The organism is Mesorhizobium sp. CCNWLY176, from assembly GCF_037153935.1.
GTDB lineage: Bacteria > Pseudomonadota > Alphaproteobacteria > Rhizobiales > Rhizobiaceae > Mesorhizobium_M > Mesorhizobium_M zhangyense.
This window is the reverse complement of the sequence record NZ_JBBBDZ010000001.1, coordinates 1-20304: the sequence shown is the minus strand read 5'-3', so window position 1 is coordinate 20304 and position 20304 is coordinate 1. Positions and strand designations below refer to the sequence as shown.

Genomic DNA, 20304 nt, shown 5'->3' with positions numbered 1-20304 from the left:
TTCATTCGAATTGCCTGGCCAGCGGGCCGCCGGCGTTCGGTCCCATGCCGCGCGCAGCCAAGGCCTGCAGAACCTCCTGGCGCAAGCCGAACATGGAGACGGTGCCATTGGTGAGCAGGAGGATCTTGTCGACGCTTCGAAGCAGGGCCGGCCGCTGAGTGATCGTTATGACCGTGATCTTTTCCCGCTTGGCATGGGCCAGCGCTCGCGCAAGCGCGGCGTCGCCGGCGCTATCGAGATTGGAGTTCGGCTCATCGAGGATGACCATGCGAGGGTTGCCGAAAAACGCGCGGGCCAGCGCAATACGCTGCTTCTGGCCGCCGGAAAGCGGCGCGCCGTCGGCAGCGACGAAGGTTTCATACCCTTGCGGGAATGTCGCGATCATCTCATGAACGTCGGCGAGCATCGCTGCCTGATAGATGTCGGCGTCGGTGGCATCGTCGCGCATGCGCGCGATATTCTGCTTGATCGTGGCCGGGAACAGCTGAACGTCCTGCGGCAGATAGCCGATATTCTCGCCGAATTGCCGCTGGTCCCAGTTGCGCAAATCCATCAGGTCAAGCCGCACATTGCCGGAAGTAGGCAGGATCGAGCCAACGAGCATCTTGCCCAGTGTCGTCTTGCCGGCGCCCGAATTGCCGATGATGGCCAGCGAGTCTCCCGGCGCAAGCGAGAAGGTGATGCCGTTCAGAACCACCCGCTTGGTTCCCTGCGGCACGAACAGCAGGCGCTCGACATCGAGACGCCCTTCGGGGCGCGGCAGGTTGAGACGCTCGAAATTGAGCGGAGACGTCTGGAGCAGTGCTGCGATACGCCCATAGGCGGAGCGCGACAGGATGAACTGGTTCCAGCCTTCGATCGCGCCTTCGATCGGAGCGAGCGCCCTGCCCGCGATGATCGACGCGGCAATGACCATGCCGCCGGTGATCTCTCCTTCGATGGCCAGAAACGCACCCCAGCCGAGCAATGCGACCTGCGTCAGAAGTCGTGAGGCCTTGGATGTCGCCGCCGAAACGATGTTGCGGTCCTGCGCGATCACCTGGGCCCTGAGCGAACCGGCGGTATCCCGGCCCCAGATGCGGACAGCCTCCGGTATCATCGCCAGCGCGTTGATGATCTGCGAGTTGCGCGACATCGAATCCAGATGCAGGTTCGCCTTGCTCTGATGAACGTTGGCTTCGGCAAAAGGTCCCGCGGTCGCCCGCTGGTTGATCATGGTGATCCCCAGCAGGACGATCGCCGATCCGCATACGATGAAGCCGAGATGCGGATGGACGAGAAACACCGCCAGGATGAAGAACGGAACCATCGGTGCGTCCAGGAAGGACAGCAACGTTCCCGACACGAGGAACGAACGAAGCTGCTGAAGATCGCCAAGCGTCTGGTATTCGCGGCCGTTGCTGTGAAGTGCTGCACGCGCCGCGGCACTCAGGATCGGTGCGCCGAGCTGTACTGCGATCTCAACTGCTGTTCGCATCAGTATGAAGCGGCGGATCGCATCGAACATCGCCTGCAGCAAAACGGCGCCTACGATGACAGCCGTCAGCATGACCAGCGTGTTGAGGGACCTGCTGGTCAACACGCGGTCCGAAATCTGAAAGAGATAGATCGGAATAGCCAGCACGAGGATGTTGCTGGCAACCGTGAAAATCATCACGACGAGAAGATTGCCCCGCACCGCCTGCAAGCCGGCCTTCAGGTTTTTCCCGAAATCGATAGGCCCCAGGCGCTTGTGGAAGTGTCCGCCGCCTCGACCGCCATTGTCCGCAGTGCCGGGACCGGACGGCTTGGCATCCACCTTGAGCGGCCCGCGATCAGCCTCGATGGTCAGTGCGGCGGGCGGAATATGTTTCGCCTCCAGAATCTCCGCGCTGTCGGGCTGTACTCGTAGCGCTTGCGGTTCCGCGGCTTCAGCTTGGTCCAGAACCTCGACGACGGCGATCGGCTCGATTGGGGCGGTTTCCGGTTGCTGTTCCTCGGCCTCAATCGGCGGCAACGCAGCAACTTCCAAAGACGCAGTAGCTTCGGACAACGAAAGCGACGCCGAAGCATCGTCAGAGGACGGCGCATCATCGGAAAGCGTGAGCTCGCTGGAAGACTTTATTTCATCCGACGGCGACGGGTCATGGGAAGTTGGTTCAGGATCTGCGCGCTTGATGCCGGAGGCTGCATTCAACTGCGCTATGATTTCATCGAGCCTGGCCAGAGACCGCTCAACGACCTCCTCCTGCTTGTGAAGCCGTTGTGAAAGGACAACTGGCGTGCCGGCCTCGCTTTGTCTCGTGAACCCGGGTTCTCCCTCGTCATTGGTGAACGGTCGCCATGGGAGATCATTGTCATCTTTCATCACGATCCTCAGAGTTCGCGCTCAGGCCAGCATCGTCTGCATCACGTCACCATGCGGTGCGTCGAGGGTAGGTTGGAGGGTGGAGGATGCAGCGTCGCCATGATCCGCGACATCGTCATCAAGGAAGGCGATGGCTTCATTGACCAATACGTCCGGGTCCCTGCCACCAAGTTCGGGATGGGCTGAAACCAGTTCCGCCTGGATCAGGATCTCGTCTGAGTACTGGTTGCCGCCGACATAGGTCTTGCCGGTCGAATCGAGGTCCACGATTTCGGCGACATTGATCAATGCGTTCGAACCGGTCGATATGCTCCAGTGCGCTTCGGGGAAGCTGTCTTCGATGCCGTTCATCGCCAGTGCGACTTCGTCGGAATCGCCCAAAATGTTGGTTTGCTTTATATATTGCAGGTCGAAAATACTGCCCGAGACATAGAGGACACGGAGCGTGCCGATGCCCGCGAATGCAGGATCGTTCAGAATATCGGCGTCCAGTTGTTTGTTGCCGACCTTTAGATTGTCCGCCGTCTGCTTGTAGTGCGAAGGCAGTGCGGCGAAGCGATCCCCTCCACCGACGTTGACTATTCCGGCCTGATTCCAAAGCAGGTTGCCGCTGGAAGAAAGCGAGCCATCCCCGGTGGTGTGAAAACCGTTGACGCCGGCCACAAGGTCGTCGTCGAGCATGACATTCATCTGCTGGATGAAATTGGCGTCATAGATGTTTCCGCCGACGATGATGAGATCGTAGTAGAGCCCCAGCTCCGTAAGGGAGACATCGTTGAGCGCGGTGTTATCACCGGTCGTCACCGTCGTCTTGACACCCGAGGACGACAGAACATGCACATCATCGTCCGTTACGAAGCTGAATTGCTCGATCCAGTTCATGAAGATCAGATCGCCTTCGATGCTGGTAACGGCCCAATGCTGCGGGAAGCCTCCGGCATCCACCGCTGTATTCGTATCCTCAGTGGGATCGACACGCGCGAATACCGCGATGTTGAAAGCCTCGGTCGCAGCCTCGGGATCAAAGGTCCAGCCGCTGACAAACGAACCGATCGCATCACTGTCGCTCCAAACATTGGTCTGGATGATCGCGTTCACCTCGACATAATCTCCAACCGTCGCCATGACCGGTCCGGTCAGCCAGTTGTTGGTGAGTGCTGCCGAATTGACCAGCGTGTTGCTTCCGGCTTCCAGCGTAACAGAGGCCTCGATCTCGACCGAACCCAGACTGCTGTCGGAGTGAATGGTGCCGGTGTCCTCGGCCTCATCGTCGTCATCATCAGGATCGGGAAGATGGTCTTTCAGCTTGGGCGCATCAGCGGCGATCTCACCATTGACATAGGTGCCTTCGATCACCTGCTGCTTGAGGACAAACATATCGCCGTCGTCTGCATGGTCCTCTACGAAGGTCTTGAGAGCAGTCGTGGTTCCCAGGATGAAGCCTTCAATTGCCTCTTCCGAGCCCGGCGCGTCCAAATCTCCCAATGGCGCGAGCCGTGCGGCTCCGTGCAACAACGCCGCCAGTTCAGCGCCGTGGTCAGAAACCGGACTGAATTTAAGCCCGTGCCCGCCAGCTCCGACATAGTCGTCGTCCGAAAGCCTGATTTCCTGATTGATCAGAACCACAAGCGAGCCGGGCGGATCGATCTGCAATTCGACCCGTGACGCAGCCGCAAGCTTGCCCACTGCCGACACCAGGGGAGCGTCGCGAGGCAGCGCATCCACGCCGGGAACGATACCGTCCAACGCCGGATACTGCGGGTTCAGCCACGGCTCCACAGTGGCAAGGGCGGGCGCAAGCGGCTGATAGCGCAGGCCGGGGTCCATCCCGACGAAATCGTATGGAGCCTTGCCTTCAGCATCTACGTCGCGGAGTTGATTTTGCTCGCGTGCATGAGCGCTCTGCGCCTGAAACTCGTCAAAGTCCTTGCGCGCACGCGCCTCTTCCACCGCGATCTGAAACAGACCGATGAAATGCGCGATGGCCTCGGTAATCTTGTCCATAAGCACGAGGGATCGCTCGCCTCCTTGTTGGCAACATTCCACCCAGACCGGTCAGTTTTTCTTGTTGGAAGTCTGCGCGGGGAAGCTCCCCGCGCAGACTTCACTCCAAGTCCGCTGGAAGCGGACGTCAGTAATTAGACGTCTTCGCCAGTGAAGGTGCTGGTGAGATCCCCACCAACCACGGTCATATCGATCGTGTTTCCCTGCAGATTGGCGCCCATCACGATGCTCTGGTTGAAGGCAGTCAGATCGATGGATGCTTCGGCATGAGCTTCCGAGATGCCGTTGACGATACCGTCATCGCCATTTCCGGAACCCCATTGTCCGCCTGCACCGCCTGCGCCACCAAATCCGGTCGTCGCAGTGCCACCATTGCCGCCGGCACCGCCATCGCCGGCCCAGGTCATGCCGCCCGTGGCGTCACCGCCATTGCCGTCGCCACCCAGAGCCGAACTCAGACCATAACCGCCGGTGCCTGCGCCGCCTGTAGCGGCGCCGACCGTGGCCGCACCACCCGTCGCCGCGCCGCCAGCGCCGCCATTGCCGCCGAGGCCATAGCCGAGACCGTAGCCGGTGCCTTCGCCAGTACCCGTACCGGTGCCAGCGCCACCTTCGCCATAGCCGCCGGCGCCGCCAGCACCACCGGCACCACCTGTGCCCCAGCCACCGGCACCGCCGGAACCTGAAGCGCCAGAGCCGCCAGTACCCGTGCCGCCTGCGCCGCCGTCACCAGCAGCACCACCTGCACCGCCTGCAGCCGCCGCAGCAGCTGCCGCGGCATCAGCCGCCGCGCCGCCCAGGGTTGCAGCAGCAGCTTCAGCATCCGCTGCCGAAGAAGCCGCGCCATTGCCACCATTACCTGCCGAGCCGGCATTGCCGCCTGCACCACCCGTTCCGGTACCGCCGTTGCCGCCGGTGCCGTCACCGCCAGCGCCGCCTGTTCCGTCACCACCGTTGCCGCCGGCTGCTCCGTCGCCGCCTGCGCCGTCACCGCCGGTGCCTACGCCGACACCGAGGCCGCCAAGGCCAATGCCAAGACCGGTGCCGCTGGCGCCAGCAGCGCCTGTTCCGCCACCTGCTCCGCCGCCGGTAGCAGTACCGCCGACAGCGCCGCCGCCAGTTCCGGCACCGCCGGTCGCGCCGCTCGACGCCGCACCGCCAATACCCTGTCCGGCGTTGGTCTGACCGCCATTGGCGTAGCCGCCATATGCGCCATCGCCGCCATTGGCTTTGGCATGACCGCCGCCACCGCCGCCGCCACCGCCGGCATCGATGCCTTCGGCACCATAGGCTTCACCGCCATTGGCGTCGCCGTTCTGGTTGAACGGTGCGTTGTTCTGAACATAGGCGTTCTCGAGCGTATCATTGTCTTCGAGATCGGCGACCTGGTTCTGGAGGAAAGCCATGTCGTTGCCGGCGCCGCTCAGGGCACCGTTGAGGATGTCGTCGAAGCTGATGTCGTCGCCCGGATTGTAATGGATTTCCCCATCGCGATTCACGAACAGATTGCCCACCGACGAGCCGTCATAGATATCGATATCGGCGAAGTCGTCGTCCGTGGGCTGCCAACCTTCAAGGTTTACATTGACGCCCACATCGACCGTCGTGGTCGAGGTGTTGGTATTCGAATTGGTGTTGGTGCTGGAATTTTCGTTGAGATTGCCATTGAGGTTCAGGTTGCCGTTGCCATTGAGGTTTCCATTACCATTCAGGTTGCCGTTGTCGTTGTAAGACACGCTTTCCTGATACTGGTCCTGGCCTTGACCTTGGCCCTGATCCTGGCCTTGTCCCTGACCTTGATCCTGGCCCTGTCCTTGGCCCTGCCCCTGGCCTTGTCCCTGACCTTGACCTTGGCCTTGGCCCTGATCCTGGTTCTGGCTTTGATCGCCCGGGTCATAGATGATGTCGTCGAACGCGACGTTGTACTGGTCGTCTCCCAGCAGCTGAACGCCGAGCTGTTGAGTACCGTTGTTCTTGTTGGCCATTTCGATGTCCTCGAGTGAGGCCGCGGGCCGCATGACCACCATTCTTCTGTTACGGGGTCTTGAGCTTGCCGCGGACGGTTGAGTTTCAACTGGAATACACAGGCACGTCGTTCCGGATGCCGGGGGCTGACGCCCTCGGATCTCCGGTACTCCTGATCGCGGACAGAGACGTGCGGACCCACTCCACACGACAACATACGGCGCCGCACGCCTCCGCCTGAGCTAATACGCCTGGTTCAACCGAACCGCTCCGGCACTTAGCTCTCGCCCGCGCCCAGGAACTGAAACTTTGTGCCTCGGCCACCAAAAGTAACAGATACCAATTCGAGCTAGTCCTCTCGCGCTCTATTCTGCTTACAACGATGTAGTTTTAGGAAACGCATTACAAAATCATAAGTAAAGCTGTCAGTTGTATTTCCTTCCAGTTAAAAGAGTTCATGAAGCCGCTGTATCGAGCAGCTCAGCTTCACATCTCCTCCAACACGTTGTCTTTGCAGGCTTATGCATGGCCGCCCTGAGAATTCCGTCTCCTGGTCTCTCGATGCCGACATGACAACAAGACTACGATCCACAATTCCAGGGGAAAGCAAAATACAGCACTTCAACTTATGATTTTCGGCCCAAAAGAAGTAAGCATCCATTTGGCTTAACTCCTATGGCCTATTTAATCTCCCATACTGAGAGGTATTCAATATTAATTTTACAATATAAAATAAATGATGGCGAAGATTAAATCCATTCATGCGCCTTCATCTCGAAGAGAGAGGAAATTTTTGTTGCGGCTCGAAATATATGTCCTTTGGTCATAAGTAGAAAAATGAAGAACACCGAAGCAGAGAAAGCCAACTCCAGAGACGCCGCAGCCGCCATGACAATCATTCCGGAGCGCTTTCGATGAACAAACCCATCCCTCGTTTCCAGGAGATACTGCTGCTCACCGGCCAGCTGAACTATACTTGGACGAACACCGAGAGCCTGCTCATCTATCTCATCGCCGGTCTTGCCCAGGTCGACAAAGAGACCGCAATCGTGATTTTCCTGACGCTGAACACCACACGAGCCCGCATCGAGCTTGTCGAGCGCCTGACCAAGCTGCCCAAAACACCCGCCGAACGCCGGCGCGAGATACTGGCGGTAACCGAGAAAATGACGCAGGAAGCCAAGCTGCGCAACAAATACAGCCACTGCATATATTCCTTTGACGGGGATGGAGAAGCCGGAAGCACACAATTGATGAGAATATTTGATACAAAAAACGAAATTCGATATGGAAAGATTGAAGAAATCAACGGTACTGAAATAAAGAAAATAGAAAATTGCATCGAAAACCTAATCGCCATTAATAAGCAGATATGGAAACTCGTCAAAGATTATTCATATCCGTGCTGATACATTAAATAAATTTCATATTTTTTATGACATTGCTGGCGATAAACCTGGGCATCGGCGCGGTGCTGATGGAACAATGGCGACGCTTGTACCCAACTCGGTCGGTCTGACCGTTCGCCCTACGCCGCGGCCGCACTTAGGTTCTGGTGTCGGCCAGCTTCGGCGATTGAGCCCCGTTCGAGTACGGCAATCAGGGTCTCCAAAAATCGCGTGTCCATGTGCTTTTATCAACGCTTCTTACTTCGCGGTCCAGCATGCGGCACCGTTGGCCCCCGCTTGGATACCGTTATTTTAGGAACTGTGAAAATGCGAGTGCATGATTCTGCACACAATTGAATCTCGATGCGGCGATTTTGGGAGAGCAAACGTAATACGTTTGCGGCTGCGGCCTGACTTTAGCCTACCTTCGGCCAACCGGTAAGCAGCCGTGACGCCAATATTCTTGGCACAAACACAGCAGCATATCTGTTTTCCTCGTGATGAACCAAGCCGTCTGCGGGTCAAATCCTCATGCCAGAGTTCACCTGCGCTCCGAGATTATCAGTGTACAGCCGCATACATTACTGTTTCCTCATTGGCCCGGTCGGCGTCGAATTCTTCAACGATGCGCCCTTGCCGGCAAACCAAGATACGGTCTGAAATTTGCAGAATTTCGGACAGATTAAGACGAGATCACCATTACTACAATGAGTCGATGGAGGCGTCCTGCCCTTCGGGACCTGGCCTGTCTTCAACAAGACCCACCCCTTGCGCGGCTCCCAGTGCCAATTGCCTTCCGCGAACTCAGTCAATGGAAGGAAGAACCGGGCAAGGTCAGCGATAACCACGGCCAGTTCGAGAGGGGCGGCCGCCATATGTTCGCGACCGAGAAACGCCAGCCACTGCCGATCCCAAACTTCGGCATAGGCTTCGCTGAGACCCGTTGCTCTCTTTTGGAATATCCGTCCGTCGCCTCGTGAAAGTCTGCTGCACCGCCTCTGTGAGCGCGGACCGCTCAAGCTCGAAGGTCTCCGCGATCAGCCAGAGATCGTAGAAATCCTTCAACCGACTATTCGCCATGCCGAGCGTCACCATAGCCTCGAATTTCTCCGCAACCACGGCCGCAACCGGATAGGCTCGCAGGTGCGGCGCAGGCGCGTCGAGTAACGACGGGTATTCTATGTCGACTGGCACAGGCGTGACCGCATCACCGAAGCCTATGTCCACCTGGATGGGAATGCGGGCGCCTGCAATGGTGGCAGTCGTGCGCACGCGGACACCGCCATACTCGACTTCCTCACGGATCGGCGCGGCTTCGAGGGCGTCCACGTCGAAAACGACGCCGTCATCGGCGACCGGCTGCGTGCAAATGGAGCCTCAGCGATGGCCTTCGGGCTGTTCTCGCCATAGCCCAGCAGATCGAGGTCACGCGTCGGTCGAAACGGGTCGGTGACCCAGGTCACGAACAGCATCGCGGCCTTCAGGATGAAACGGTCGCGATGCTCAGAAAGGCTCAGCCGGTAAAGGAGTCTTTCGAGCGCATAGCGCGTCAACAGGATCTGAAAGTCCTGACGCTCCGCGCGAGATCTATCCAGCAGCCGGGCGCGCACCGATGCCCGACGTTTTTCCTTGGTTCACGCGTCATCAGCCACCGACGCCTCGACATAAGGCCTCATGGTCGACCAGATTCTGGCCTTTTTCGCATACGCCCAGAGTTCGTAGCTTGTGGTCTTGCGCTGCCGAAGTCCCTCGCGCAGACCCTCCAGCGCAGCATCGAGGCCGACTTTGGCCCGACGGTGTCAGTCTCGTCCGTCTCTGCGCGGAAACGATCTATCGCTTCATTTATGGCAAGGACGATTATGGTCTCGGCCTCTACCGCTATCTTCCAATGTTTAGATCGGGACGGCGATTGATTTATGATGAAAGTGGTTGCGGGGGGCTCGCAACCACCGAGAGCGACATTTACTTCTGATAGCTGCTTGAACGAGTTCTCATGATTTGATCCGGGAGCCCATCGGCCACTGCCTGTGTCAGGCGCGATTCCTCAATGTCCACTGCTGCCCATATGCCCTGCCAGATGGTGGATATGATCGGTGCCTATGCCGCAACAGCCACCGATGATCGAGGCGCCCTTCGCGGCCCAGCCATCGGCCCAGCCGCAGTAGGAGTTCGGGTCGAGATCGGCCCGTATGTCCGAGATCACCTCGTTGGCCGCGCCATCCTCGTCCTGCGAGCCGAAGGCGTTAGCGTAGACGCCGAGCGATAGGCCGGGAACCGCAGCACGCGCGGCCTCAAGTGCCGCGCCCATCACCTCGGGCATGGAGCAGTTGAAGAGCAGCGCCTCCGCGCGCGCCTCCAGCGCGAAGCGAGCGGCATCGGCCACACTCTCCCCGGATCGCAATTGCGGCTCGGGCATGTCCTGCGGCGCGACATCGTCCCTGAGCGTGAAGGACAGCCAGACCGGCTTGCCGCTGCCGCGCACCGCCGCCACGGCGGCCCGCGCTTCCTCGAGGCTGCTCTGCGTCTCAGCGAGCCAGAGATCGACATGCGGTGCGAGACCTGCGACCAGCACCGAGAGGTAATCCTGCGCGAGATCGGCGAGGAACAGCTCTGGCTGATAGGAGCCGAACACCGGCGGAAGCGAACCCGCGACCTTCACGCCTGCTCCCGTATCGGCGGCCTCGCGGGCGAGACGCCCGGCCAGCGACGCCAGCTCGGCGCCACGTGCGCGAAACCGCTCCTCTCCGATATGGAAAGGCACCAGCGCGTAGGAATTGGTGGTGATGACTTTCGCGCCCGCACGCACATAGTCTTCATGTACGTGCCGAACGAGATCGGGCGCTTCCATCAGCGCCAGCGCGGACCATTCCGGCTGGCGGAAGGGCGCGCCGATGCGCTCGAGTTCGCGGCCCATGCCGCCGTCCAGGATGGTGATGTCGTTCATGCCTGCTCCTGTTGCGGTGGCGTCGCGCCGCGTGCGTGAAGTTCGTGAAAGCCGGTCACATCCAGCTCGATCGATTCCGCGATATGATCGCGGACCGCCTGTTCCGCCGCGTCGGGGCTTCCCGTCATCAGCGTGTCGAACAGGCACTGATGGTCGCTGACCAGCGGCTGGCGGCAAGGCCAGTGCGCCTCGGACCAGCGGTAGAGCCATTCCATCTTGTCGGCCAGCAGCCCGTGGCGGCGAATGAGATGCTGGTGCCCGGTCTGCTCGACGAAGCTCGCATGGAAGCCGAGATCGGCCGCCACCCGCGCATCCGTGCCGGCATCGTTGGCAGCAGGCAGCGCTGCAAAGGCGGCCTCGACCAGCTTGGTGCCGAATTCGGTGCGACGCTCCGCCAGGATGCGCGCGCCAAGCCCCTCGAAGGCCGCGCGCAGCGTATAGATTTCCCAGATCGCCTGCGCGTCGAGCACTGCTACGCGCCAGCTCGAATAAGGCGTGCGGGTCACCAGCTCCTGCGCTTCCATGGCAAAAAGCGCCGAGCGCACCGTGCCACGGCCGAGGCCAATGCGGTCGGTCAGGTCCAGCTCGGTTAGCACCGCGCCCGGCGCGAAATCGCCCCTGACGATGGCTTCGCGCAGCCATTCGGTGGCCTGATCCTGAAGGCTCTTGCGCTGGATGGGTTGACGCATCACGGTCCTCTAGCGGTTGCGGTCGAAATGGCCGCTGAGAAAGGCGCGGCAACGTTCCGACGAAGGATTGCCGAATAGCTGCTCCGGCGTTCCAGCCTCCTCTATCAGCCCTTGATGCAGGAACACCACCTGCGACGAGACCTCGCGCGCAAAACCCATCTCATGGGTGACGATGAGCATGGTACGGCCTTCGTCGGCCAGAGCGCGGATCACCTTCAGCACCTCTCCCACGAGCTCCGGGTCGAGCGCCGAAGTCGGCTCGTCGAACAGGATGGCGCGGGGCCGCTGGGCGAGCGCGCGCGCGATCGCCACGCGTTGCTGCTGACCGCCGGAAAGATGTGCGGGCCAGGCGTCACGCTTTTCTGCGAGACCGACCTTTTCCAGAAGCGCCGTTGCTTCCTCTTCCGCTTCCGCGCGGGGGCGCTTCTGGACGAAGAGCGGTGCCTCGACCACGTTTTGCAGCACAGTGCGGTGCGGCCAGAGATTGAAATTCTGGAAGACGAAACCGAGATGGCCGCGCATCCGCCGCGCCACGGATTCCTGGCCGCGCGTGAGCCTGCCTCCCTCAGGCGAAAGATTGTCCTCACCCACCGTCACTGTTCCAGCATCGGGTATTTCCAGCATGGGTATGCAGCGCAGGAGGGTGCTCTTGCCCGAGCCGCTCGCCCCGATCAGCGAGATGACGTCGCCGTCCCTGGCGGAAAGGTCGATGCCGCGCAGCACCTCATTGCTGCCGAAGCTCTTGTGCAGACCGGCGATGGAAAGAGCGGTGGAGGGGAGGCTCATGGCGTCACTCCGAACTGCCAGGGCGAAAGACGGCGCTCGACCCAGGCCGAAAGCCGCGTCACGAGAAGGGACAGCGCGAGATAGATCACTGCCGCACATAAGAAAATTTCGACCGCACGCCATGTTTCCGAGACGGCGGCGCGGGCGATGCCCGTCACCTCCATCAGCGTGATTGTGGAAACCAGCGCCGTTGATTTCAGGATCGAGATCACCTCGTTGGAATAGGCCGGCAGTGCCTGCCGGATGGCGATGGGCAGGGTGATGCGGCGCAGAACCGTAAACCGCGTCATACCCGAGACGCGCCCCGCCTCGACCGCCCCTTTTGGAACGGAGCGCAGGCCACCGCGCAGGATTTCGGACGTATAGGCCGCGTCGTTCAGGATCAGCGCCAGCAGCCCGCACCAGTAAGGCTCGCGCAGGAAGGGCCAGAAGAAACTCTGCCGGACGAAGCCGAAGCCCGCCAACCCATAATAGATCATGAATATCTGGATCAGCAGCGGAGTGCCGCGAAACACGAAGACATAGGCCGACGCGACCGCATTGCCTATCCGCGTGGCGCGCATGAGGTTCAGAGCCAGCGCGAGGCTGAACCCGCCCAGCAGCGCCAGGATGCCGAGGTTCAACGTCAGCGGCAGGCCCATGAGAAGCTGGGCGAACATGCCCGCGAAGAAGTCGAAATCCATCTCAGACCCCGCCCTGCTCATGCCCGCGCAGGCTGCGCTTTTCCGCGAGGCGGAAGAACTGATCGGAAAGCGTGGTGATGATCAGGTAGATCACACCTCCCGCCGCATAGAAGAGGAAATGCTCCTGCGTGGTGCCCGCCGCGACCGAAACCTGACGCATGGTCTCGACCAGCCCGGTCACGGAAACGAGGGCGGATTCCTTGATCACCGACTGCCACTGGTTGCCCATGCCGGGAACGGCCGTCACCATGGCCTGCGGCGCGATGATGCGGCGGAACAAGGTGAACCGCGTCATGCCCGAGACGCGCCCCGCCTCGATCGTGCCCTTCGGTACCGCCTGATAGGCCCCGCGCAGCACCTCGGACTGGCTGGCGGCCGAGATCAGCCCGATCGCCAGCATTCCGGACACGAAGCCGCTGATGTCGAACGGCCCCGGCAGGCCGAGCGCGGTACCGACGGCAGTGACCACCTGACGGCCGCCGAAATAGAAGAGGTAGATGACCAGGATGTCCGGCACGCCGCGGAAAATCGTGACGTAGATTTCGGCCAGCTTGCGCAGCGGCCAGTTGCCCGCCACCCTCGCCCAGGCGATCAGCGTGCCGAGCATCAGCCCGCAGAAGAAAGCCGAGACCGAGACATAAAGCGTCATGAGGCCGGCGCGCGCAAGCGCCAGCCCCCATCCGTCCGGCCCGAAGCCGATAAGTGTCAGGTCGCCGGGCAATCCCGCCTCAGAGCGTCGGCGTCACGACCATGCCGAACCACTTGTTCGACAGGTCGGCCAGCGTGCCATCGTCCGACATTTCCTTCAGCCCCTTGCTGAGCAGCCCGGCCAGTTCCTTGTCGCCCTTCTGCACGACGATGGCCGCGCCGCGCCCCATGACGCCGCCCATGAAGGATGGGCCGGTGGCCGTGGCGGTCTCGACGTTCTTTTCGAGGAAGGCCGAGATGTTGGTGACGGAGGCCATGCCGGCGTCGAGCCGCCCGTTGGTCAGGTCCTGATAGACCTCGGGGCCAGTCTGGTAGGAGCGGATGGTCACGCCCTTGTCGGCCAGATACTTGTTGAGGAAGTCGAACTGGATAGTCGAGACATGGACGCCCACGGTCTTGCCGTTCAGCACCTTGGCGATTGCCGCAATGGCTGCATCGGTGGCGGCCGCGTCGTCGAGATCGACGAAAGTACCGGCGCCCGGCAGCTCGATGCCGCTTTCCTTCATCACCGCGAAGGTTGAGCCTCCGGTCGTGTAGGGCAGCGAGAAGTCGACCACTTCGAGGCGCTTGTCGGTGACCGAAACGGAGTCGATCACGCCATTGTACTTGCCGTCGATCAGCCCCTGGATCATGCCGTCCCAGGCTTGGGCGATCACTTCGTAGTCGAAGTCGGCGCGCTTCGCGATCTCTGCAAGCATGTCCAGCTCGAAGCCGTACAGTTCGCCGTTCGGGCGCGTCATGTTGAAAGGCGGGAACGCGCCTTCGGTAGCGAAGACATATTTCTTGCGGCCCTGCGCCAGAAGGGCGGAAGGAGCGACGGCAAGCCCGGCGACGGCTGCGAGGCCCATGCGCAGGAAGGTTTTGCGGGTAATGTTCATGCGGAAATCATCCTTGGCAAAAAAGGTTGAGACGGAAGGTTTGATGGATCAGGAAAGCAGGTCCACCGCCATGCGCGTGAGCGCGATGGCGCTTTGCCCGATGCAGGCTTCGTCGGGCTGGTAGTCGGAATTGTGCACGCGGTCGTCGCGGCCGGGCTGGCCCGAGCCGATGAATATCTGCACTGAAGGCATCAGCTCGGAGAAATAGGAGAAGTCCTCCGCTCCGAAGCTCGATCCCTGCTCGACATGCGGGGCCGAACCGAACTGGTGGCCCAGTACGGAGAGAGCGCGGTCGACTAGAGCGTCGTCGTTCATCAGGGGTGGCGCGCCGCGCGCATAGTCGATCTCAACCCTGGCGTTAAGCGCCTGGGCGGTGCCTTCGCAAATGCGACGGAACGCGGCCTCGGCCAGATCGCGCGCCTGCGGCGAACGGCAGCGCACCGTGCCCTCGAACATGCAACTGTCGGGGATGATGTTCTGTGTCGCGCCGCCCTCGATATGGCCGATGGTGAGCACGGCGGACTGCGCCGGGTCCATCTCGCGCGAAATCACGGTCTGGAGCTGGGCGATCATGTGGGCGCTGGCGACGATCGGATCGACGGCGGCATGCGGCCGCGCCGCATGGCCCGACTTGCCGCGCACCACCACCTTGAACTCGTCGCTCGACGCGGTACTCGCGCCGCGATTCAGCAGCACCTGCCCCGCCGCCAACTCCGGGCGATTGTGGAAGGCGACGGCAATATCGGCGCCTTCAGCCGCGCCGTCCGCCACCATCGCGGCCGCGCCACTCTCCTGCGTTTCCTCAGCGGGCTGGAAGACCAGCCGGATCGAGCCGCGCAGGCTTGGCGCGAGCGAGACCAGCGCATGTGCTGCGCCCAGAAGCGAGGCGGTGTGAAGATCATGCCCACAGGCATGCATCCGGCCGAGAACAGTTGAAGCGTACGGCAAACCGGTCTGCTCCTCGATCGGTAAGGCATCCATGTCTGCCCGCAGGATCACGCAAGGTCCGGGAAGGCCGCCCACGATCTCGGCCACCACGCCGGTTCGGCCTATGCCTGTGCGAACGTCGAGCCCCAGCGCGCCCAGTTCCCCCGCGACCAGAGCGGCTGTGCGGATTGTGTCGAAACCGGTTTCGGGATGGGCGTGAATGTCGCGGCGCAGCTCGATCAGCCGGGGCTCGATCTTGCGTATAAGCCCTTCGATTTCGGGCCCGGGGTCGTTGCGACGGTCGGACATCAGCTTTTGCACCTTTGAAAATGGTGCGCCCTGCTTGATGCTACGGCCGTTTATTGTCAAGGATCGACAATCGATGATTGCGCATCGAAATAGAATGGATTTCCAACGGCCGAAGAGGCGCCTCCAAGCACAGAGCCGTAAGCATGACAGGAAGCGGATGTATGCCGCTTGGTATTGGGAACGAGATCGCGACTAGAACAACCGCTTTTAGCGGGGACATGAATTCGCGTTTAACGCCGCAAGACGATCGCAGCTGTTAAACCATTGGGCGAGGCCGGAATGTCATGGCTGTATCGCGAGTTGTCGCAGCCCTTGACGATTGACACCTGCCCGATCTCCATCGTGGCCGCCGCGAGACATACCCATTCAAGAATCTTACATTTCGTCCCAGACCCCTCACAGGCTGTAAGAGCAAGGTCTTTCGGCTTCCCGGCGTGTTGGCGCCGATTTTGCGCTCCATGGCGTAAGACGGCTGCCCTTTTCCTTGCCGATCGCGAGTGCGCCGCAATGGAAATAGGGAAAGCCGGTATTGTCGTCGTCGTCGCAATGTCGATGGTAGCGAAACACCTCAACGACAACGCATCCCTTGCCGTCAGCGTTCTCACAATGCTTGAGCGCAATATCCATTGCCGCTTGTCGGCACCCCAAAAGAAACCATGCTTCTCATCATTCTCGGAATAGGCGATCGCTGCCCAGATGTCGCGCTCCTCTTGAGGTGGCGGAGCCGGTACATCCGGAACCGATGTAAGGAGATCAGCCGCGTGACATCGCAGCTCTCCAATTGACGATAGAACGGGTCAGGCGGAATCTCGGCGATATTTCGTTCTGATCAACAACGATGCCAACGACACTCGACACAAGATTGAAGACGTTACAGTCGAATATTGGGACGACCGAATGGCGATCAATCAACGCCCAATGTTCTTCGCCGCACAAGCCGTCATTCCGCAGCTGAAACGTCTCGGCGGCGGGTCAATTATCAACTTCGGATCAGTAAGCACGCGCATTGGTTCGAACTTTCCAGCCTACATGACCGCCAAAGCTGGTGCGCATGGTTTGACAAAAGGATTAGGTCCTGTTGACAAAGTATGGGAGCCATATCCGTGCAGCGGCGATGGCCAAGAATGCAGCAAATGATGTTTTAGTCTTGTCATAGCGCGTGGCAATTCGTCGGAACTGTTTGATACGATTGAACATGCGCTCGATGCGGTTGCGATTCTTGTATGCCCGGTAATCGCAGTTTGGTGGGTTTTTCCGGGTTGAGCGGTATCCCTTATCGGCGAGCATTTGACGCGGTCGGTTTACCGGCATGGCAAGAAGAGCGAGAACGGCGATGTAGTCGGATGTTTCGCCGCCTGTCAGGACAAAGCCAAGAGGGCGTCCCTGACCATCGGCGCGGGCATGGATTTTTGTGGTAAACTCGCCGCGTGATCGACCAAAAGCTTCCTTATGAGTCCCCCTTTAGCGCCCGCTGCCTGCGAATGGCCGCGAACCGTGGTGCTGTCGAGCATATGCTGCCAGTCGTCAGTGAGCCCCCAGTTCAACGAGGTCGGCCCATCGGCGGAAGCGGACATAGACCGAATTCCACTTTCCATATCGTTCGTGCATGTCCCGCCACGGACACCCGACGCGCAAGACATGAAGCATCCCGTTCATAAAGCGACGGTTATCGTAGAATGGACGGGACTTGCGCCCGCGCTCCGCAGGCAGCAGTTTCTCGATTATCTGCCATTCTTCGTCCGCCAAGTCGCCTCGTGCCAAAGCCGCCTCCAAAATGCAGCTTTGAATCACAATCCGCTGGGATTGGGAATCCACAGGGTAGCGCACGAGGCAAAAACAGCTACTGATCAAACCCATATCGGGCAATAGCGAGAGGCAGATGTCATCAACAGAAACTGATCAGGCTCGGCGTAGTCAGAGACACTCGAAGAAGCGGGCAGGTGGGTAGCTACGCGCGTCGGCATTGACTGGCTACGTATGTGTCGATATATTCTAATTTTATCGACATGTAATCGCGATGTGTCGATGACGACGACATGTGCTGGCAATGTGTCGATTGAGGCGGGGTTAATCGACATGACGTTTCGGCCAGACATTCCCTACAACGACCTACCGCCGTTGCCTCCTGCTACGGATATCGAGACGAAGGCTGTTCTGAAAGCCTGCATTGCCGCGCGCGCAGCCTTGGCTGAACTCAAGGTCTCTGGACAGCTCATTCCAAACCAGGCTGTTCTGATCAACTCCATTCCACTGCTGGAGGCCCAAGCCAGTTCCGAGATCGAGAACATCGTCACGACGACTGACAAACTGTTCCAGTTCGCTAACGAGGCTGGCGTACAGGCCGATCCTGCGACCAAGGAAGCGCTGCGCTATCGCACAGCGTTGAGCGAAGGTTTTGACATGCTGCGCCGCCGCCCTGTATCGACGTCGACGGCAATCGCCGTCTGCAGCACGATCAAAGGTGTCGACCTGGATATTCGGGCGACACCGGGAACGGCTCTGATGAATGAGGCCACCGGCACCGTTATTTATACGCCGCCGGAAGGGCAGAAGCTGCTACGGGATAAACTGGCCAACTGGGAACGCTTCATTCACGAAGCCGAAGACGTTGATCCGCTCATCCGGTTGGCCGTCATGCACTACCAGTTCGAGGCCATCCATCCGTTCGTCGACGGCAACGGTCGAACCGGTCGCGTCCTCAACCTTCTTTACCTCGTCGACAAGGGATTGCTGGACATCCCGGTGCTCTATCTGAGCCGCTACATCATTGCCAACAAGCGTGCCTACTATGACGGACTTCTCGCCGTCACGACCGATGGGGCTTGGGAGAGTTGGATACTGTACATGCTCGAAGCGGTTCGGGAGACAGCTGTCTGGTCTACCGCGCGCATTGGCGCGATCCGTAACCTCCTCGACCAAACTGCCGAGAAAATGAGGGGCGAGTTGTCGAAGATCTATTCGCGCGAGCTGGCCGAGGTGATATTTGTGAATCCCTATTGCCGCATCAGCGATCTGGTCGCGGCCGGCATCGCCAAGCGACAGGCGGCGTCCACCTATCTCCAGGCCATGGCAGAGCACGGGCTGCTTGAGCAGATGAAAGTCGGCCGGGAAAGCCTTTATATCAATCCGGCGTTGCTGGCTCTGCTGAGGGACCGAACCGCAACTTGACCAAGCCACAGAGCAAGGCGTGGTGAGCGCAGACGCTTAAAGCGAGAGATCTTCCTCGAGCCTATCCGCCGAATCAGCGGGGGTCGCGGGAAACATCCCGTGTTCCGTCCCGCCACCTCCCTCCCCTAGCAGGCCGGCATCCTGAAGCATTTCGAGCTTCGGCAGATCGCGCAGCGTCTCCAGGCCAAAGGCCGAGAGGAAGTGTTTTGTGGTGACATAGGTATAGGGCGCGCCGGGCGTCGGGCTGCGCGGTCCGGAGGCGATGAAGCCGACATCGCGCAGGCTGGCTATGGTATCGCGCGAGACCTCCTTGCCAAAAATTTTGCTCAGGTCGCCCCATGTCACCGGCTGATAATACGCAATTGCCATCAGCGCCGTCGCTTCGCCATCGGAGAGACTTGCCGTGGCCGACCGCGTCGGTACCGCCGCAGCGCGAATTGCGGGCGCGTAAGCCAACGGCTTCGGTGCTGCCAGCCGTCGGCGACAGCGACAAGCTCGTAGGGCCGGGAACTGAGTTCCTCGCGCAAATCATCAATGAGCAGGTCGATGCTGCAATCTTTCCCGACCACCCGCGCCAGCGTCTCACGGTCGACGGGCTCGGCAGCAGCAAACAAGACCGCCTCGACGCGTAGCATCCATTCGCGCCAACGCAAGGCCGGCGGCAGATTTTCCAGCTCGCGATCGAAGGAGACGTCGTGTCCGGGTGTTTTGCCTCCGGCCGTCGTTTTGTCAGCGCGCGCTGTCTTCCTGGCTTTGGCTCCGCTCATGGTCACAGTCCAAAAATTCGGAACGAAGAACGGCCGGAGAGTTCGCGCACAGACATACAAGAGTAGCTGCTTCGGGCTATGGCGGGGGACAATTGCAGACATCAAGTTCGGCTCATGGCGTAGGGTAATCCATCCGAGAGACTTGGGTACCGGAAAATGCGGCTGCATAATCAGGGCTGTATCGAGGTCTCCTGCAAGGACGGCGTGATACAGATCGACCGATGAGCCTGGCATCAGAAAATACTCGATCTGCGGAAACCGCATGCTCAGCTTTGCTATGATTTCGGGAATTTGGCCCGTGAGCGCCGTCGCGGTCGCACCAATCCGCACCTGTCCAGCCGGCAAGTCACCCGCCGCGATCGCCCGAAGATCGCAGGCTGCCTTGACCAGATTTGGTCCGTGTCGCTGGACGCCATCCCGGCTGCCGTCGACCTCACGGTCCGCCCCACACGCGAGACGAGGGTTTGCCCCAATTCAGCTTCGAGAGCGCGTATACGCTGCGCCACGGCGGCTGGAGTCACATTCAACCGTCGGGCAGCCTGAGCGAACGAGCCGCATTCCGCGACCAAGAAAACTTTCCAGAAACCAGGTATCCATAAATTACTTTTGGGGCTGTCCTAGGAGATTTGTTGTTTGATCCAAGTTTTAAGTGTCTTCAAGAGGCTTGCTGGTGGTCCGTAATTAAAGCGCCATTCGCATTCCTTGAGGAAGAGATGGAAGTTGTGTCGTGGAATTCCATTG

At 60.1% G+C, this 20304-nt stretch carries 16 protein-coding genes and 6 pseudogenes; 4 read left to right on the top strand and 18 right to left on the bottom strand.

Annotated features, from left to right (window positions below):
• Position 1 precedes the first annotated feature (1 nt).
• The 3 genes from WBQ96_RS00105 to WBQ96_RS00095 all read right to left on the bottom strand — a co-directional run bounded on the left by WBQ96_RS00105 (position 2) and on the right by WBQ96_RS00095 (position 6336).
• Positions 2-2347: a type I secretion system permease/ATPase gene (locus WBQ96_RS00105; protein WP_205826646.1), complete on the bottom strand. Its 2346-nt coding sequence runs from the start codon at positions 2345-2347 to the stop codon at positions 2-4.
• A gap of 21 nt (positions 2348-2368) precedes the next feature.
• Positions 2369-4357, bottom strand: a complete 1989-nt coding sequence (locus WBQ96_RS00100; protein ID WP_336547218.1) for a type I secretion protein — start codon at positions 4355-4357, stop codon at positions 2369-2371.
• Between the two features lie 128 nt (positions 4358-4485).
• Positions 4486-6336, bottom strand: coding sequence for a hypothetical protein (locus WBQ96_RS00095; protein ID WP_246245734.1), 1851 nt, complete (start codon positions 6334-6336; stop codon positions 4486-4488).
• Between the two features lie 894 nt (positions 6337-7230).
• On the opposite strand from WBQ96_RS00095, the gene WBQ96_RS00090 reads away from it, so the two are divergent.
• Complete coding sequence (locus tag WBQ96_RS00090; protein WP_165117786.1) at positions 7231-7725, top strand: hypothetical protein; 495 nt, start codon at positions 7231-7233, stop codon at positions 7723-7725.
• Between the two features lie 813 nt (positions 7726-8538).
• On the opposite strand, the gene WBQ96_RS00085 is transcribed toward WBQ96_RS00090, so the two are convergent.
• Together WBQ96_RS00085 and WBQ96_RS00080 are read right to left on the bottom strand one after the other, a co-directional pair.
• Positions 8539-9033 carry a nucleotidyl transferase AbiEii/AbiGii toxin family protein gene (locus WBQ96_RS00085; protein WP_312857867.1) on the bottom strand — a complete coding sequence of 165 codons (495 nt, stop codon included), beginning with the start codon at positions 9031-9033 and terminating at the stop codon, positions 8539-8541.
• Entirely contained in the window at positions 8922-9176 is a 255-nt protein-coding gene (locus tag WBQ96_RS00080; protein ID WP_336547271.1) for a hypothetical protein, read from the bottom strand. The genes WBQ96_RS00085 and WBQ96_RS00080 overlap by 112 nt, the downstream gene beginning before the upstream one ends.
• 296 nt (positions 9177-9472) lie before the next feature.
• Here WBQ96_RS00080 and WBQ96_RS00075 point away from each other — a divergent pair.
• Positions 9473-9613: pseudogene (locus tag WBQ96_RS00075) on the top strand (IS30 family transposase); the annotation flags it as partial.
• Positions 9614-9748: 135 nt separating this feature from the next.
• Here WBQ96_RS00075 and WBQ96_RS00070 read toward each other — a convergent pair.
• The 8 genes and pseudogenes from WBQ96_RS00070 to WBQ96_RS00035 form a co-directional block, all read right to left on the bottom strand.
• A complete protein-coding gene (locus WBQ96_RS00070) occupies positions 9749-10648 on the bottom strand; it encodes a homocysteine S-methyltransferase family protein (protein WP_336547224.1) in 900 nt (299 codons plus the stop codon).
• The gene (locus tag WBQ96_RS00065) at positions 10645-11337 is read right to left on the bottom strand and encodes a GntR family transcriptional regulator (protein WP_165117790.1); all 693 of its coding nucleotides are present in this window, start codon (positions 11335-11337) and stop codon (positions 10645-10647) included. Before WBQ96_RS00065 ends, WBQ96_RS00070 begins: the two co-directional genes overlap by 4 nt.
• Positions 11338-11346: 9 nt before the next feature.
• A complete protein-coding gene (locus WBQ96_RS00060) occupies positions 11347-12123 on the bottom strand; it encodes an ABC transporter ATP-binding protein (protein WP_165117792.1) in 777 nt (258 codons plus the stop codon).
• On the bottom strand, positions 12120-12806 hold the full coding sequence (locus tag WBQ96_RS00055; RefSeq protein WP_165117794.1) for an ABC transporter permease: 687 nt from the start codon (positions 12804-12806) through the stop codon (positions 12120-12122). The genes WBQ96_RS00060 and WBQ96_RS00055 overlap by 4 nt, the downstream gene beginning before the upstream one ends.
• 1 nt (position 12807) lies before the next feature.
• Entirely contained in the window at positions 12808-13527 is a 720-nt protein-coding gene (locus tag WBQ96_RS00050) for an ABC transporter permease (protein WP_281353972.1), read from the bottom strand.
• A 7-nt stretch (positions 13528-13534) separates the two neighbouring features.
• Entirely contained in the window at positions 13535-14392 is an 858-nt protein-coding gene (locus tag WBQ96_RS00045; RefSeq protein ID WP_165117796.1) for a transporter substrate-binding domain-containing protein, read from the bottom strand.
• Positions 14393-14440: 48 nt separating this feature from the next.
• Complete coding sequence (locus WBQ96_RS00040; protein ID WP_336547228.1) at positions 14441-15628, bottom strand: M20 metallopeptidase family protein; 1188 nt, start codon at positions 15626-15628, stop codon at positions 14441-14443.
• Positions 15629-15984: 356 nt separating this feature from the next.
• Positions 15985-16410 (bottom strand): annotated as a pseudogene (locus tag WBQ96_RS00035) (DUF4189 domain-containing protein); the annotation flags it as partial.
• Here WBQ96_RS00035 and WBQ96_RS00030 point away from each other — a divergent pair.
• Complete coding sequence (locus tag WBQ96_RS00030) at positions 16409-16765, top strand: SDR family NAD(P)-dependent oxidoreductase (protein WP_337035861.1); 357 nt, start codon at positions 16409-16411, stop codon at positions 16763-16765. The pseudogene WBQ96_RS00035 and the gene WBQ96_RS00030 overlap by 2 nt on opposite strands.
• Here the strand turns inward: WBQ96_RS00030 and WBQ96_RS00025 are convergent.
• A pseudogene (locus tag WBQ96_RS00025) lies at positions 16697-17389 on the bottom strand (IS5 family transposase). The gene WBQ96_RS00030 and the pseudogene WBQ96_RS00025 overlap by 69 nt on opposite strands.
• Before the next feature lie 315 nt (positions 17390-17704).
• Between WBQ96_RS00025 and fic the strand changes: the two are divergent.
• On the top strand, positions 17705-18796 hold the full coding sequence (gene fic, locus WBQ96_RS00020; protein WP_165117875.1) for a protein adenylyltransferase Fic: 1092 nt from the start codon (positions 17705-17707) through the stop codon (positions 18794-18796).
• 36 nt (positions 18797-18832) lie between these two features.
• On the opposite strand, the pseudogene scpB reads toward fic, so the two are convergent.
• The 4 genes and pseudogenes from scpB to WBQ96_RS00005 form a co-directional block, all read right to left on the bottom strand.
• Positions 18833-19431 (bottom strand): annotated as a pseudogene (scpB, locus tag WBQ96_RS00015) (SMC-Scp complex subunit ScpB).
• Between the two features lie 252 nt (positions 19432-19683).
• Positions 19684-19908 (bottom strand): annotated as a pseudogene (locus WBQ96_RS00010) (LysR substrate-binding domain-containing protein); the annotation flags it as partial.
• Complete coding sequence (locus WBQ96_RS28270; protein WP_442920917.1) at positions 19839-20069, bottom strand: hypothetical protein; 231 nt, start codon at positions 20067-20069, stop codon at positions 19839-19841. The gene WBQ96_RS28270 and the pseudogene WBQ96_RS00010, both read right to left, overlap by 70 nt.
• Before the next feature lie 111 nt (positions 20070-20180).
• Positions 20181-20304 (bottom strand): annotated as a pseudogene (locus WBQ96_RS00005) (IS1595 family transposase); the annotation flags it as partial.